A 15,620-nucleotide genomic window follows, 5' to 3' on the forward strand; every position below is an offset into this window, starting at 1 on the left:
GTCCTCCTATGCCGCCAAGCCGGCCGCGTGGCCGACGGCGCGACCGGTCTCATCGAATGCCATCAGATGCCGCGTGTCGAGGTAGACTTCGATTTCGCGGTCCGGTTCGATGATCTGGATACCGTGCGCCAGCATGACCCAACGGTCGCCTTCGTAATCGAGATGGATGAAGCTTTCCGATCCGGCGATTTCGGACACCAGCGTGCGGGCCCGAATGGGAACTGTAGCATTTTCCGCTGGACGGACGAGCAGATGATGCGGCTGGAACGCGATGGTCAGCGGACCGTCACTTATATGGGCCAGTTGGCCCGGCACGGCGATGGCCGGGCGATCCGCCCGCAGGAAACGATCGCCTGACTTGACCATGCGAGCCGTGTTCAAAGGCGGATCGGCAAATGTGCGTGCTGTGATGAGGTCGAGCGGGCGGCGATAGACGTCGATTGTTCTGCCAAACTGTGTGATGTGGCCTTCCGAAAGCGCAGCCGTATTGCCGCCGAGCAGCAGCGCCTCGGAAGGCTCGGTGGTTGCGTAGACGAAGATAGCGCCGGATTCGGCAAAGATGCGCGGCAGTTCCTCGCGTAGTTCCTCCCGCAATTTGTAGTCGAGATTGGCCAGCGGTTCATCGAGCAGGACGAGATCGGCCTTTTTCACGATGGCACGCGCAATCGCAGTGCGCTGTTGCTGGCCGCCGGAGAGGTTAAGCGGTGTTCGGTCAAGATAGGGCGTCAGCTTCAGAAGCTCTGCGGCCTTGCGAACCTCACTGTCGATTTCCGACTGGGACTTTCCTGCGATACGCATCGGCGAAGCGATGTTTTCATAAACGGTCAAGGCCGGGTAATTGATAAATTGCTGATAGACCATCGCCACATTGCGCTTCTGGACGGGCATGCCGGTAACATCCTGTCCGTCGAACAGAATTGAGCCTTCGCTTGGCTTGTCCAGTCCAGCCATGAGGCGCATGAGGGAGGTCTTGCCGGACAAGGTTGGTCCGAGCAGCACATTCAGGCTCCCGCGTGGCAGGACCAGATTTGTCGGATGGATGTGCGTGGCTCCTCCGACCGTCTTCGAGATATTTCGCAGTTCCAGCATATGTCCCGAGGCCTCCTCCAACCGTCGGAATTATTGCGCTTATTGGCATATCCTCTCAATATGGACTTCAAGGGGCTGTGCCTTATCCCTTATGAGCAACTTGTGTCCTGCAGGCCGTTTCCGTGCTTCTTCGGAAAACATGCATATTCCAGTGCCATTCCGAACGCTGCCGAAGATGTGTTTCGCCAAAGGCTCCGCCCACCTTACCACAACCCCGGGCCAGGTGCTCGATGCGCGCCAGTCAGCAGGCGCAACCATGGGGCCCCGGCCTATGCTCGAGCAAACTCGAGGCGGATTACTTGGATAAGCATATAGCTTGCAGCTTTTGTCTAAGAAGAGGGCATGCGCATTAGCAACTGACATGTTCCTCCACCTGATCACACGTTCAGCCTTTGCGAGTGTGAAAGCCAAACAATGAAAATCGAAAACAAAAGGAAAGTCAAATGAAGATAATTGTTGCGCTCATGAAGAGGGGCGACCATGGCCTCGCTTCGCGACTAATGAGCGACCAAAGCCGGTCGCAGACCCGCTGACGTCAGCCTATCGAGACAAGCTCGCGCGGAAGGGTATTCATCGTTTCCGCTCCGTCTGCGGTGATGAGGAATTGTTCCTCGATCATCAGCGCCCCCACGCCGTTTGCGTAGAACGGCGCTTCCACAGCCAGCACCATATTGGGTTCAAAGACCATGGTGTTGGCATGCGAAATAAAGGGCCATTCCTCTATTCCGAGCGCGGAGCCGACGGAATGCCCGAAATGGCCGCGATAATATTCGCTGAAACCATGACGCCGCATGGTGGAGAGCATTGTTTCGTGGACCTGTCCGAATGTATTGCCGGGCTTCAGCAAGGCGATACCGGCATGGAACGTTTCAAAAAGCGCGTCGTAAATCTGCTTGGCGAGCGGCGCAGGCTCACCGTAGACATAGGTGCGCGCGCCATCTGAAGAATAGCCGTTCACCAGTGTGCCGACATCGGCCTTGATGAGGCCGCCCTCCGCCAATTGCGCCGCCGGGTTCTGAAGGTCAGGTCCGGTCGAGATATAAGCCCAGTGACCTGACAGGCGCTCTCCGTTTGCTTCGGCGGCGCTTGTCGCTCCGGCCAGCCAGGCGTCGGAAAGCTCTGCCGCCGTGACGCCGGACCGCGCTGTCGCCGCCATTCTCTGCAAGCCGCCTTCCGCATAACGGGCGGCATTGCGCAGAAACTCGATCTCGCGGGCGCTCTTTATCAGGCGCAGTTGCTTGACGATGCGAGAGGCGTCGCGCCATTGCACCGAGGGCAGGACTGCTTTCAGGCGTTCAAAATCGGCAGCCGGTACGAATTCGAGGTCGATCCCGATGCTCGCCCGCCCGAGGCCCCGTTCGGCAATCACGTCGGCAAGTAGCTGAAAGGCTGCCTTCTGGTCGAAGGTTTCCGGGCGCGGGCCGATATTGCCGCTCTCGCGATAGGCTGCGTTAATGTCCTCGATCGTGCGCGCGCCATGAACCGTAACGGCATCGATCCAGATTCTGTGCGAGCGAAGGTCGATGGCATCAGTCGTGGTACCAGCTGCCGCCAGAGCCTGGTCGCTGATAATGGTGCTTGAACGTGTCGAGGCATCTGCCGGAACAAGCGCTATGGCAGAGCCGGCGCGCCCCCACATTGTCGCCACGCCCGCCGCAATCCCTGTTGCATAGCGAAAGTTTTCAGGCTGAAAAAGCACCAAAGCCTCCAGGCCTTCCGCAGTAAGCAGTTCCTGTGCGCGGTGCCGGTCCATATAGCTCATGGCTGATCTCTCGAGGTTGGTGCTTTGTCGGTGTGGCTTATATCGGATGGTCCGAGCTGGCGTCCGGATGGTTTATCCAATCGATTGACTCTTTATAGAATAAATTTCTAATAATTCTCACTATCTCATCGTGTCGCCGCTTACCGATGCTCTCTCCGTCGCGGTATAACCGTCGTCAAGGCATGTTTCTCGAAAGCGGTACCGGTTTCGAAATAAGACAGCGTAAAAACAAATGGATAGAGCATTCCCGATAAAACGGGAAATGCTCTGACGGAGAGCCCGGAAGGGCGCTTTCCACGCAGGAGAATAATATGGGCGGCTTCAACATTCGCAATCGCAAATCGGGATTGGCCTACTGGGGGCTGAGTGCGGCATTGGCCGTGGCCCTTGGTGCGGGTTCGTTCGGCCAGGCGCTGGCACAGGAAAGCGACCCCGACGCGACAATCAATATAGGTTCGCTCTATGAGCCGCAGAACCTCGATAATACGGCAGGCGCAGGGCAGGGCATCAACGAAGCGTTCAACGGCAATGTCTATGAAGCCCTCTTCCGGCTGGCCGATGACGGAAAGGTCGAGCCGGTCCTGTCGAAGGATTACAAGGTCAGCGATGACGGGCTTACCTATACGTTCAAGCTGCAACCGGGCGTGACGTTCCACTCGGGCGCGCCGCTGACTTCCAAGGATGTGAAGTTTTCCATCGAGCGCGTTGCCGCGCCGGAATCGAAAAGCTCGCGCAAAAGCAGCCTGAAATCCATTTCGGCTATCGAGACCCCTGACGATGAGACGGTTGTCGTCAAGCTGTCGTCGCGCTCGATCTCCCTGCCATACAATTTGAGCTATGTATGGGTGGTGAACGATGAAGCGAAGGACTTGCAGTCGAAGGAAGATGGAACCGGACCTTACGAGCTGGAAGACTGGCGTCGCGGTTCATCGCTGGCCATGAAGCGCTTCGATAAATATTGGGGAGCCAAGCCGAAAAACGGTGAGGTGGTGTTCCAGTATTTCACCGATGCGAGCGCGCTCAACAATGCATTGCTGACCGGGTCCGTCGATATCATCACGTCGGTCCAAAGTCCGGATTCGCTGGCACAGTTCAAGGACAATCCGGATTTCACCGTCAGTGAAGGGCAATCTACTACCAAGCTGCTTCTAGCCTTTAACGACCGCGTTGCGCCATTCGACAATGTGAAAGTACGCAAGGCACTTGCTCGCGCCATCGACGATCAAAAGCTGCTGAAGGCCGTATGGGGCGATTATGGCACGCTGATCGGCTCCTTCGTGCCGCCGACCGATCCGTGGTATGTCGATCTTACAAAGGTCGACGCCTATGATCCCGAAAGCGCCCGGGAGCTTTTGAAGGAGGCCGGTTATCCAGACGGCTTCACCTTCACCATCGACACGCCAAATTATGACCCGCACCCGATTGCCGCGCAGTTTATCCAGAGCGAACTGGCCAAGGTCGGCGTAACGGTCAAGATCAACGTCATTACCGCCAATGAATGGTACACGAAGGTCTACAAGGCCCATGATTTCCAGGCCACCTTGCAGGAGCATGTGAACCACCGCGACATCGTCTTCTACGGCAATCCCGATTTCTACTGGGGTTATAACAATCCGAAGGTTGTCGATCTCATCAAGGAAGCGGAGGCGAGCGCGACCACGGACGAACAGACTGCAAAACTGACTGAGGCCAACAAGATCATTGCCGAGGACGCGGCAAGCAACTGGTTCTACCTTTATCCGCAGATCGTCGTTTCAAAGAAATCGGTCAGCGGTTACCCCCTCAACGGCTTGAATTCGCAGTTCTTCGCCTATGACATCGTGAAGGCGGAATAGTAACCGCCTGTCGATATCGAGAACACGAACTCGACAGACCGCGCCGCCTGAATTATTTTCCGGCGGCGTTGTCGCATTTGCATGAGGGGCTGAGCGCTGCCCCTCACATCGGAGAGGTAATCCCTATTTTCGCCTATGTCATACGCCGCTCGGCCATACTGGTCCTGTCGGTTCTCATCGCATCGATCGTACTGTTTCTGCTGTTGCGCCTGTTGCCGGGTGATCCTGCCAATGCGCTCGTTTCCGTAGGCGCGGATGCAGCGCAGATCGAGGCCGCGCGCAAACAGGTCGGGTCGGACCTGCCTCTCTATGAACAATTCCTGCGCTTCATCGGCAGTCTTTTGCGCTTCGATCTCGGTAATTCCTTCGTGAGTGGAGCACCCGTTCTGAGCGAAATCGGCAAGCGTCTGATCGTGACCGTGCCTTTGACGCTGATGGCCTTTCTCGTTGCCATCATCGTCGCGGTACCGCTCGGTATCCTGTCGGTCGTGCGCCAGAACCGCTGGTATGGATCGCTTATATCTGTCGTTTCCCAGTTGGGTATCGCCGTGCCGGTTTTCTGGATCGGGATTCTCCTCGTCTGGATTTTTGCCGTCAAGCTGCGGTTGTTTCCCTCCGGCGGCTTTCCATCGCGCGGATGGCAGTCGGCGCCTGCTGCTTTTCAGGCGCTTGTCTTGCCGGTTGCGACCATTGCCATCGTCATGTCGGCATCGTTGATCCGTTATGTTCGTTCCGCCACGCAGGATGTGCTTGGCAGCGATTATCTTCGCACCGCGCGGGCGCTTGGCGCGACGTTCTCACAGGCGCTCATCCGTCACGGTATTCGCAACGGCGCGGTGCCGGTGATCTCCATTCTGGGGATCGAACTTGCATCGACATTGCTGGGTGCGGTTGTGGTCGAGCGCGTATTTTCGCTTCCCGGCCTCGGCTCGATGCTTCTGCTGGGCATAGAGCAGCGCGACTATCCCAACGTTCAGGGTGTGCTGTTCGTCTCTACGCTTCTGGTGCTGCTGGTGGGCTTTGCCGCGGACCTGCTGCAACGGCTGATCGACCCGCGTCTGCGCCAGCGATCAGCGGGAGGCGGAGCATGACGGAACCTGTGCAAATGGAGCTTTCCCATCCCAAGCCAGCCTACCGGTTGCCGTGGCCGCTGGTCGCGGGAGGATTGCTGCTCGGAGTGCATCTGGTTGTCGCTCTCCTTACGCTGGTGTGGACCCCATACGGCGTTGGCGAAATGGTGGGCGGGCGACTGGAAGCGCCTTCATGGCTGCATTGGGCCGGTACGGATCGTCTGGGACGTGATCTGATGACCCAAATCATGATCGGTTCACGCATTGCGCTTGTCGTCGGCTGCGGAGCCATCGCGATCAGCGCCGTAATTGGCGTGACGCTTGGTGTCCTCGCAGCCTTTGCGACACAGACGCTCGATGACGTTCTGGCTGCAACGCTCGATATCCTGATAGCCTTCCCCACGCTGCTGCTGGCAATGCTGATCGTTGCTTCCAGCGATGGCGCCAGCCTCACGACAGCGATAGTGGCCATCGGCATTGCCGGTTCGGCCATCGTGGCGCGTCTGACCCGCATCCTTGCCAAGCGCGTTCTGGCGATGGATTACATCACCGCCTCGCGTATTTCCGGCACATCCTGGTTCGGATTGGTCCGCATCCACGTGCTGCCGAATATCTGGCCGACATTGATCGTGAATTTCGCGCTCCAGTTCGGGCTGGCGGTCATCGCCGAAGCATCGCTTTCCTATCTTGGTCTCGGCGCTCCGCCGCCCAACTCCTCCTGGGGGCGATTGCTTCAGGAAGCGCAGGCGTCGGTTTATACGGCGCCCTTTGGCGCTATAGCGCCGGGTCTGGCGCTCGTGTCGCTGGTGATCGGGCTCAATCTGTTCGCAGACGGGCTGCGCGATGTGGCGGACCCGACGCGGAGGAGGCGACGTTGAGTGCTTTGCTGCAAGTAGAGAATCTTCATATTGAAACCGGCGGCAAGCCGCTGGTCGCGGGCGTTTCGCTGTCTGTCGGCCAGGGTGAACGGGTCGGCCTGATCGGCGAATCCGGTTCAGGCAAGTCGCTGACGGCACTTGCAATCATGGGGCTTTTGCCGGACGGGATGCGTGCAAGCGGATCGGTCATGCTCGATGACCGTCAGGTCATCGGCGCGCGCGACCGTGATCTGGTTCCGTTACGCGGCCAGAGCGTCGCGACGGTGTTTCAGGAGCCGATGACGGCGCTCGATCCCCTGATGCGGATCGGCAAGCAGGTCGGTCTGGTCGTCCACCGGCGCGCCGCAAGAGATGGCCGCAGGCTGGGAAAGAGTGAATTGAACGCAAAGGTCCATGCACTTCTGGAACGCGTATCGCTGCCAGACCCGGAACGTATTGCCCGCTCCTGGCCGCATGAAATATCGGGCGGCCAGCGCCAGCGCGCAGCCATCGCCATGGCTCTTGCCTGCCGCCCCAAGCTTCTGATTGCAGACGAGCCGACGACAGCGCTTGATGTGACCACGCAGGCCGAGATTTTGAAACTGCTGGAACAGCTGGTGCGGGACGAGGGGATGGGGCTTCTGTTCATCAGCCACGATCTGCCGGTGGTCGCCACCGTTACCGAACGTGCGCTGGTTCTGCGGCAGGGACAGCTGATAGAAGAAGGCCCGGTCGCGGAACTCTTCACCAACCCGCAGCAACCCTATACGCAGGGGCTCGTGTCTGCTGCGCGGGCGTTCGATGCTGCGCTGGAGGTTGCGCGATGACGTTGATGGATCTTTCGCGCGTTTCCTTCGCTTATACAGGCGGCAAGACGGTCCTGCACGATGTCGATCTGAAGCTTGAGACCGGAAGCAATCTCGGCATTGTCGGTGAGTCCGGGTCGGGCAAGACGACCATGTTGAAATTGCTGCTCGGATTGCAGCGCGCCTCTTCTGGGGATGTTTCGTTTCGCGGCAATCCTCTGGATATCCGCAATCGCAGTTTCATGCGCGACTTCCGCCGTTCCGTCCAGGCGGTGTTTCAGGATCCCTATTCATCGCTCGATCCGCGTCAGCGCGTATTCGACATTATCGCGGAACCGCTGCGATCCCTGAAAATCCAGACCGATATTGCGCAGGCAGTTGCGCAGGCGCTTGCTTCCGTCGATCTGCCTGCGGATGCGGCTCGCCGCTATCCGCACGAGTTTTCCGGCGGCCAGCGCCAGCGCATCGCCATTGCCCGGGCGATCGTCTCGCAGCCCGACCTCATCATCGCCGACGAGGTGGTGAGCGCTCTCGACCTCACGACGCGCGCCCGCATTATCGAACTCATGCGCTCACTTTCAGAACGGACCACTTTCGTGGTGGTGTCGCACGATATTGCGCTGGTCGCCCTGCTATGTGAACGGCTGATCGTTCTGGAAAAGGGCCGGATCGTGGAGCAGGGCAATACGCGGGATATTCTTTCCGACCCGCAGCATAGCTACACCAGAAAGCTTCTGACGAGTTTGCCGCGGATGCCCGAGCAGGCTTTCTGAGCGCCAAAACTGGAAAGGAGCGGCATGACCGCTCCTTTCCAGACGACGCCCGCGGATCGTCAGGATGTTACTTGCGCAGTTCAGCCTCGATCTGATCGAGAACCTGATCCTTGCCGATGCCGGTCAGGAAGGGCAATCCTTTGATGACAGGCTTGTTCACCGAGGCTGAGATAGGCGTGGTGGAAACAATGAAATCCACATTGTCGGCCAGCGAAGCAACTTCGGTCGCTTTTGCCTGCTGGGCATTGAAGGTGAGCCCGCGCTTTTTCATTTCTTCGGTAACGGTCGCGTTCACCGCCGTGGATGTCGCTACACCCGTGCCGCAAGCGAAGAGAATTGTTTTTATTCTGGCCATGGGTTCCTCCAAGTTCATTCATTAAGAGCGGAGGCGGCCTGATTGAGTGCGACCGCGCTCCCCGTTTGTTTTGAACCACGCATCTTTTCCTAAAACTGTGAAACAGCTCTCGGGAGACGCTTCATTGCAGCGCGGTTTGAACGTCTTCCAGCGTGCGCGCCGCTTTCAACCTGTCGAGTGCATCAGCATCCTGTATGGTCGCCATGATCTGTTGCAGGGTTTCAATCTGTTTGTCCTTGTCGTTGATGGCAAGCAGAAAGACATATCCCACAGGAACAGCTTCTTCTGGGTCTTCCATATTGGCAAATTCAATCGGCGATTTCAGCGTCGCCAGGGCAATTCCGGCCTTGAGGACATGCTCGGGGTCCGTGTGAGGCACGGCAACATTCTCGTCGCGCTCAAGCGGCAGTCCCGTGGGCATCGACAGTTCACGACTGACAACGGCATCGGCATAGCTCGGCTTCACATAACCGAGCTTCTCCAGTTTACCCGCCAGGATGCGGATGATCTCTTCATTGGTTTTCGCTTCGCTCTGAAGCTCAATCGCTTGCGGGTCGAGAAAATCTATCAGGCCAGCTGCCATTGCATTCTCCGTTTTAGACAAGATCGCACGTCGATCTCGACGTGCGACTTTGATTTCTGCGCCGATCACCGCTGCCATCAGGCAGCAATTTCGTCCGCCGGTTCGTCCTCCGCACCTGCGGCGCGTTCCCATGCCAGCGTGTTGCGCCGATAGAGCATGAAAAGTGCTGCAATGACCACGGCGATCACAGCGATACCAATGGCACCGAGCCACTGGATGGCCGAGATGATGACATATGGCACCCACAGGAAACCGTCGACCACAGACGTAATCTGCAGGGCGTTTTCAGGCAGCTTGAAGCCCGATGAAACGGCAGCGCTGGTGAACAACGGTGCGAGAGCATTGGCGACATAGAAGCCGATGGCCAGCGTAATCGTTCCGACGACGACCATGCGAAACACGTTTCCTTTCAGGAGCGGTGCAGTCATGGCGACGATGAACGGAATGACGGCGAGGTCGGCAAACAGGATCACGCGGTTGCCCGGCAGGATGACCGACAGGATGATCGCAATCGGCACGAGAATGAGCGAGGACGAAATCGCCGCCGGATGCCCGATGAGGATAGCCGAGTCGAGGCCGACGAGAAGTTCGCGGTCGCCGGTGCGCTTGCGCACGAATTCCTGCGCCGCGTCCGATACCGGCAACAGTCCTTCCATCAGGATTTTGACCATGCGCGGCAGAAGCAGCATCACTGCGGCAAGCGTCATGCCGGTGCCGAGAACCTTTGCCAGGATAGTTCCGAAATCGCCCGCATTGTAAAATGCTATGAGGCCGAGCACCAGACCGATGATGAGGCCGAGCACGACCGGTTCACCGAACACGCCGAAGCGGCGTTCGATGGTTTCGGTGCTGATATTGATTTTGTTGATGCCGGGAATGCGGTCCATGATCCAGTTGAGGATGATCGCAATCGGCAGAATCTGCGCGGAAGCCAGATGCGGCACGGAAACGCCCGGCACGCCATAGAATTGCTGAACGGCGCGCGCTGACCAGTCTGCAAACAACAGCGATAGAGCGGCAACGAGCGCTGCAATGATGATGCCATAGGCAAGGTTGTCGGTTGCAGCGACGACCAGTGAGCCGACAAAGGCAAAGTGCCAGAAATTCCACACGTCCACATTCAGCGTGCGTGTCCAGCGTAGCAGCAGAAGCGCGATGTTGACGAGAATGCCGACCGGAATGACCCATAAGCCCACTGACGAGCCGAAGGCGATTGCAGCAGCCGAAGGCCACCCGACATCGACGATATCGCGCTTGATGCCGGTATTGGTGACGATTGCCTGCGCCACTTCACCGATAGAGGTGAACATCAGGCCCAGAACCAGATTGATACCGATGAAAGCCACGCCGATGGTCACGGCTGCACGGAAGGCCTTGCCCACTTTTGCGCCAAGTACGACGGCAATGATGAAGATGACAATCGGCAGCAGAACCGTTGCCCCCAATGTATCGATTGCCGATTTCAACCCGCTCAGAAATGCGTCCATTTATTTCTCCTCCCCCCGGGGCACTTTCCCAAAGTGCGCCGAGCTAACAGAACGCCATTATTAGCTCGCACGTATCGACGTTTCAAAAAGTGAACCGGGCGAAACGGCAGAACATTTGTATTCTATATCAAACCAAAGTTGAATAACAATATGGCATCTGGATGCTCCGGCTTGCGGCCCCTTAATGAACACTGGTATTGACTTAAAAACAAATGTTCATTAATCCATAGGGTATCAGAGGAGACTGCGAGAATTTTTGCAGGGAGGTTCAGGAGGAAACGATGGCAACCAATGTGGCGTTGACAGGTTTGGCGCGTGACATGCAGGCGCGTGCGGATAGTGGGCGGCCCATTCGCATCGGCCTGATCGGCTCGGGCGAGATGGGCACGGATATCGTCACGCGTGTCGCGCATATGCCCGGCATCGAAATCGGCGCCATCTCCGAACTGCGTATTCCCAATGCCCTGAAAGCGGTCGATATTGCTTTCCAGGAAGAAGGCCATGGCCGCGAGGTTTCGACCGCTTCCGATCTGACTGCCGCCATGGAGGCGCACAAGGTCGCCGTAACCGACAATGCCGATCTGATCCTTGAAAACGACCTTATTGATGTTGTGATCGATGCGACCGGAGTTCCGGCTGTCGGCGCCGAAATCGGCCTGCGCGCCATGGAGCACGGCAAGCATCTCGTCATGATGAATGTCGAAGCTGACGTCACGATCGGCGCTTACCTGAAAGCGGAAGCCGAACGTCTCGGCGTCACCTATTCACTGGGTGCCGGCGATGAGCCGTCGTCATGCATGGAACTGATCGAGTTTGTGACGGCGATGGGCCATCCGATTGTGGCTGCAGGAAAGGGCAAGAACAATCCCCTCAACATCGATGCTGTTCCCGACCAATATATTGAAGAAGCCACGCGCCGAAACATGAATGTGCGCATGTTGGTGGAATTCGTGGATGGTTCGAAAACCATGGTCGAAATGGCCGCCATTGCCAATGCCACGGGTCTTGTCCCGGATAAGGCTGGCATGCATGGCCCTGCTGCAACGCTGGATCAGCTCAACAAGACACTGATTCCTGAAAAGGACGGCGGCGTGCTGTCGAAGGTCGGCGTGGTCGATTATTCGATCGGCAAGGGCGTAGCTCCGGGCGTGTTTGTCGTGGCCGACATGTCGCATCCGCGTATTTCCGAGCGTATGGAAGATTTGAAGATGGGCAAGGGTCCATATTTCACATTCCATCGTCCATATCACCTGACTTCCCTCGAAGTGCCGCTCACCTGTGCCCGGGTGGTGCTCTACGGCAAGCCGGACATGGTGCCGCTTTCAAAGCCGGTCGCGGAAGTGGCTGCGGTTGCAAAGAAGGACATGCAGCCAGGCGAAAAGCTCGATGCGATTGGCGAATATTGCTACCGCGCGTGGATCATGACCTCAGGCGAAGCGCGTAGCGCGCATGCGATCCCCTGCGGGCTTCTGCAAGGTGGCAGCGTGACCAGGCCGATCAAAAAGGGCGAGCTCATCACCTACGATAACGCGGCTGTGGCTCCCGGTTCCAGGATTGCCGAGCTGCGCGCGCGTCAGGACAAGCTCGTTTACGGAGCGTAAGGACAAACATCATGGTTCAAGCCAAAAAAGTCGAACCGCAGGATACGGGCGACCGTCACAACTTGCCCTATGCCTTCCGCACCTATTCGCCGGATCAACTGAAAGAAGCGCTGCACAAGATGTATCTCATCAGGCGCTTTGAAGAGGGGGCGGAGGAAAGCTACACGCGCGGCCTCATTCACGGAACGATGCATCTTTCCATCGGGCAGGAAGCCAGTGCCATGGGTTCGTGCCTGCCGCTGAATGACGACGACATGATCACATCCACGCATCGCGGTCACGGCCACTGCATCGCCAAGGGCGCGGACGTGAAGCGCATGTTTGCCGAGTTTTTCGGCAAGGAAACCGGCTATTGCAAGGGCCGTGGCGGCTCCATGCACATCGCCGATGTTTCCAAGGGCAATCTTGGCGCAAACGGTATTGTGGGCGGCGGTATTCCGATTGCGGTAGGTGCTGCGCTTTCCGCCAAGAAACAGAAAAACGGCAAAGTTGTCGTGTCGTTCTTCGGTGATGGCGCGAACAATGAAGGTGCCTTCCACGAAGCTCTCAATATGGCTTCGGTGTGGAAGCTCCCGGTCGTTTTCGTCTGTGAAAACAACGGTTACGGCATGTCCACCTCCACCCGGCGATCGACGGCGGTTGCGAATGTCGCCGACCGCGCATCGGCCTACAACATGCCGGGCGTGATCGTGGATGGCAATAATCTGTCCGAAGTGGCGGAAGCCGTCAGCGAGGCCACCGAGCGCGCACGGCGCGGGGATGGGCCAACGCTGATCGAAAACAAGACTTACCGTATCAGAGGTCATTCCAAGAGCGACCGCAACCGGTATCGTACCAAGGAAGAAATCGAGCATTGGCAGAATGATCGCGATCCAATCGCGCATTTCGAGGCTGATCTGAAAGCCTATGGTTTCATCAACGACGCCGAGATCGAGGCAATCCGCGCCGAGGTCGAGAAGGAAATCGCCGAGGCGATTGAATTCGCCAAGAACAGCCCTGCGCCCGATCTTACCAATCTGACCCGCGACGTTTACACGGACGATATTTGAACATGGACACGACAATCCGTGAGTTGAGCTATTCGCAAGCCATTCAGGAAGCCATGGCGATTGCCATGGAGCGCGATGATCGCGTGTTTCTGATGGGCGAAGACATTGGCGTGTATGGCGGCGCATTTCAGGTGACCGGTGATCTTGTCCATCGCTTCGGTGAAGACCGCGTTATGGATACGCCGATTTCGGAACTGGGGGGCGCTGGCGTAGCGGTTGGTGCAGCATTGACCGGCATGCGTCCGATCTTTGAGTTCCAGTTTTCCGATTTTGCTGCCCTCGGTATGGAGCAGATCGTCAATCAGGCGGCAAAAATCCGCTACATGCTTGGCGGTGCTGTGTCCGTTCCGCTGGTCATGCGCTTTCCGGCAGGCTCTGGAACGGGCGCTGCGGCGCAGCATAGCCAGAGCCTCGAGGCATGGCTGGGGCATGTTCCGGGCCTGAAGGTCCTCCAGCCTTCCACCCCGCATGACGCCAAAGGCATGTTGCTGGCGGCCGTCGAAGATCCAGACCCTGTGATGATCTTTGAGCACAAGCTGCTTTACAAGATGAAAGGCCCTGTTCCCGAAGGCTTCTACACGGTTCCTATCGGCAAGGCGGAAGTGGTGCGCGAAGGTCGCGACCTGACTATTGTTGCAACCGCCATCATGGTGCACAAGGCGCTCGATGCGGCTGGCGAACTTGCGCGGGAAGGGATCGACGTTGAAGTGATCGACCTGCGCACGGTACGTCCGATCGATCGCGAAACCATCATCAAAAGCGTCAAGAAGACGTCCAGGCTGCTCTGCGTTTATGAAGCGGTGAAGACGCTTGGCATCGGTGCTGAAATCTCCGCAATCGTCGCGGAAAGCGATGCTTTCGACTATCTCGATGCACCAATCGTGCGCCTTGGCGGTGCCGAAACTCCAATTCCTTATAATCCCGACCTCGAGCGCGCGACCGTTCCACAGGTGCCCGACATTTTGAGAAGCGCTCGCGATCTGGTTAAGGGAGTGCGCTGACCATGGCCGTGGAAGTCATTCTCCCCAAGGTCGATATGGATATGGAAACGGGCCAGATTTCGCGATGGTACGCCAAGGATGGCGATATGGTCACGAAAGGCCAGCTTCTCTTTGAAATCGAGACCGACAAGGCTGCGATGGAAGTCGAGGCGCCTGCTTCGGGCGTCATCGCGGACATCAGCGCGGCGGAAGGGGCCGTTGTGCCTGTCGGCCAGGCTGTCGCCTGGATTTATGAAGAAGGCGAAGAGCGCAGCGGCAAGCCCGCAGCGGTTGCCCAAGAGCCGATTGCTGCTGCGCCCGTCGATAGGGCAATCGAAACAGCAACGCCGAAACAGCATGATCCCAAGTCCTCCCAAGACGACGAACGGGATTCAGCGGACAAGGTCCGGGCGACACCGCTCGCCCGGCGGCTTGCGCGTGATGCAGGCATCGACTTGGCTACCGTTCAGGGATCGGGTCCGAAGGGCCGCGTGCAGAAGAAGGACGTCGAAGGCGATATCGGCGTTGCGAACCTTGCGATACCGGCCAAATCGTTTGCAAGCAAAAATGCCGAACCGACCCCACTCGGCCAGCTCAATGCAATCTGGTTGCGTGAGGGGGAAGCAGGGCGTCTGCCGGTGGTTCTGCTCCATGGCTTTGCAGCCGATCTCAATTCCTGGCGCGGATTGTTTGCCGGCGCATCGCTGGGCCGTCCGATCCTGGCGCTTGATCTTCCCGGACATGGCAATTCGCCCCGCATCGTCCCCGAAAATATCGATGATATTGCTGCCGGGGTTGAAGCGACGCTCGGATCCCTGGGTGTTAGCTCGTGCCTTTTGGTCGGGCATTCGCTTGGTGGCGCTGTGGCGAGTGTCGTCGCGGCGCGGGGGCTCATCGATGTGCGCTCTTTGCTGCTGATTTCATCGGGCGGCTTGGGACCCCAGATCAACGGCGCCTTCATCAAGGGGCTTGTCGGCGCGAAAAGCGAAGCCAGCATCGTTCCCTGGCTGAAACTGCTCGTCGCCGACGAGACCCGTCTGACCAAGCCGTTCATTAATGCAACAGTTACGCAGGCTGCCGATACAGAACTGCGCAATACGCAGGAAGCGATTGGCGCCCGGTTCTTCGCAGATGGCACCCAAACCTTTGAGATTCGCTCAAGCATTGCAGCTCTTGCGATGCCGGTGCGGCTTATCTTCGGAGCGGAAGACCGGGTTATCCCCGTGGTTCACGCGCATGGTCTGCCGGGCAAAGTTGGCGTCCACATCTTCGCCGGTTGCGGACATATGCCACAGATCGAGGAGCGGACTGCCGTGCTGCAAATCCTGAAGGAGTGCGCAGCCGCTGCCGAAGCAATGTAATCAAGAACGGCA

At 58.0% G+C, this 15,620-nt stretch carries 14 protein-coding genes; 9 read left to right on the top strand and 5 right to left on the bottom strand.

What is annotated here, in order from left to right:
* Nucleotides 1–6: 6 nt before the first annotated feature.
* Nucleotides 7–1,089, bottom strand: coding sequence for an ABC transporter ATP-binding protein (locus ACOWVS_RS17605; RefSeq protein WP_006471852.1), 1,083 nt, complete (start codon nucleotides 1,087–1,089; stop codon nucleotides 7–9).
* Between the two features lie 535 nt (nucleotides 1,090–1,624).
* Nucleotides 1,625–2,851 (bottom strand): M24 family metallopeptidase, encoded by a 1,227-nt coding sequence (locus ACOWVS_RS17610; RefSeq protein WP_006470080.1) that lies wholly within the window; start codon nucleotides 2,849–2,851, stop codon nucleotides 1,625–1,627.
* A 311-nt stretch (nucleotides 2,852–3,162) separates the two neighbouring features.
* Here ACOWVS_RS17610 and ACOWVS_RS17615 point away from each other — a divergent pair, with 311 nt between their 5' ends.
* From ACOWVS_RS17615 to ACOWVS_RS17635, 5 genes are all read left to right on the top strand, one after another.
* On the top strand, nucleotides 3,163–4,686 hold the full coding sequence (locus ACOWVS_RS17615) for an ABC transporter substrate-binding protein (protein WP_006470081.1): 1,524 nt from the start codon (nucleotides 3,163–3,165) through the stop codon (nucleotides 4,684–4,686).
* A 125-nt stretch (nucleotides 4,687–4,811) separates the two neighbouring features.
* Nucleotides 4,812–5,777, top strand: a complete 966-nt coding sequence (locus tag ACOWVS_RS17620; protein WP_085979591.1) for an ABC transporter permease — start codon at nucleotides 4,812–4,814, stop codon at nucleotides 5,775–5,777.
* Nucleotides 5,774–6,634, top strand: a complete 861-nt coding sequence (locus ACOWVS_RS17625; protein ID WP_006470083.1) for an ABC transporter permease — start codon at nucleotides 5,774–5,776, stop codon at nucleotides 6,632–6,634. Before ACOWVS_RS17620 ends, ACOWVS_RS17625 begins: the two co-directional genes overlap by 4 nt.
* Nucleotides 6,631–7,440: an ATP-binding cassette domain-containing protein gene (locus tag ACOWVS_RS17630; RefSeq protein WP_006470084.1), complete on the top strand. Its 810-nt coding sequence runs from the start codon at nucleotides 6,631–6,633 to the stop codon at nucleotides 7,438–7,440. The genes ACOWVS_RS17625 and ACOWVS_RS17630 overlap by 4 nt, the downstream gene beginning before the upstream one ends.
* Nucleotides 7,437–8,192, top strand: a complete 756-nt coding sequence (locus ACOWVS_RS17635; protein ID WP_006470085.1) for an ABC transporter ATP-binding protein — start codon at nucleotides 7,437–7,439, stop codon at nucleotides 8,190–8,192. Before ACOWVS_RS17630 ends, ACOWVS_RS17635 begins: the two co-directional genes overlap by 4 nt.
* 67 nt (nucleotides 8,193–8,259) lie before the next feature.
* On the opposite strand, the gene ACOWVS_RS17640 is transcribed toward ACOWVS_RS17635, so the two are convergent.
* From ACOWVS_RS17640 to ACOWVS_RS17650, 3 genes are all read right to left on the bottom strand, one after another.
* Nucleotides 8,260–8,547 carry a PTS sugar transporter subunit IIB gene (locus ACOWVS_RS17640; protein WP_006471854.1) on the bottom strand — a complete coding sequence of 96 codons (288 nt, stop codon included), beginning with the start codon at nucleotides 8,545–8,547 and terminating at the stop codon, nucleotides 8,260–8,262.
* A gap of 121 nt (nucleotides 8,548–8,668) precedes the next feature.
* Nucleotides 8,669–9,130, bottom strand: a complete 462-nt coding sequence (locus ACOWVS_RS17645) for a PTS sugar transporter subunit IIA (RefSeq protein WP_036565264.1) — start codon at nucleotides 9,128–9,130, stop codon at nucleotides 8,669–8,671.
* Between the two features lie 77 nt (nucleotides 9,131–9,207).
* Entirely contained in the window at nucleotides 9,208–10,617 is a 1,410-nt protein-coding gene (locus ACOWVS_RS17650; protein WP_006471856.1) for a PTS galactitol transporter subunit IIC, read from the bottom strand.
* A 281-nt stretch (nucleotides 10,618–10,898) separates the two neighbouring features.
* Between ACOWVS_RS17650 and ACOWVS_RS17655 the strand changes: the two genes are divergently transcribed.
* Genes ACOWVS_RS17655 through ACOWVS_RS17670 form a run of 4 tightly spaced genes read left to right on the top strand, consistent with a single transcriptional unit; the run spans nucleotide 10,899 to nucleotide 15,608 of the window.
* Nucleotides 10,899–12,218, top strand: a complete 1,320-nt coding sequence (locus tag ACOWVS_RS17655; protein ID WP_006470088.1) for an NAD(P)H-dependent oxidoreductase — start codon at nucleotides 10,899–10,901, stop codon at nucleotides 12,216–12,218.
* A gap of 11 nt (nucleotides 12,219–12,229) precedes the next feature.
* On the top strand, nucleotides 12,230–13,267 hold the full coding sequence (locus ACOWVS_RS17660; protein ID WP_006470089.1) for a thiamine pyrophosphate-dependent dehydrogenase E1 component subunit alpha: 1,038 nt from the start codon (nucleotides 12,230–12,232) through the stop codon (nucleotides 13,265–13,267).
* 2 nt (nucleotides 13,268–13,269) lie between these two features.
* A complete protein-coding gene (locus ACOWVS_RS17665) occupies nucleotides 13,270–14,268 on the top strand; it encodes an alpha-ketoacid dehydrogenase subunit beta (RefSeq protein ID WP_025091127.1) in 999 nt (332 codons plus the stop codon).
* A 2-nt stretch (nucleotides 14,269–14,270) separates the two neighbouring features.
* Complete coding sequence (locus ACOWVS_RS17670; protein ID WP_006470091.1) at nucleotides 14,271–15,608, top strand: acetoin dehydrogenase dihydrolipoyllysine-residue acetyltransferase subunit; 1,338 nt, start codon at nucleotides 14,271–14,273, stop codon at nucleotides 15,606–15,608.
* Nucleotides 15,609–15,620: the final 12 nt, after the last annotated feature.

Origin of the sequence: Brucella sp. IR068, from assembly GCF_049065885.1 — a bacterium.
GTDB classification, from domain to species: domain Bacteria; phylum Pseudomonadota; class Alphaproteobacteria; order Rhizobiales; family Rhizobiaceae; genus Brucella; species Brucella intermedia.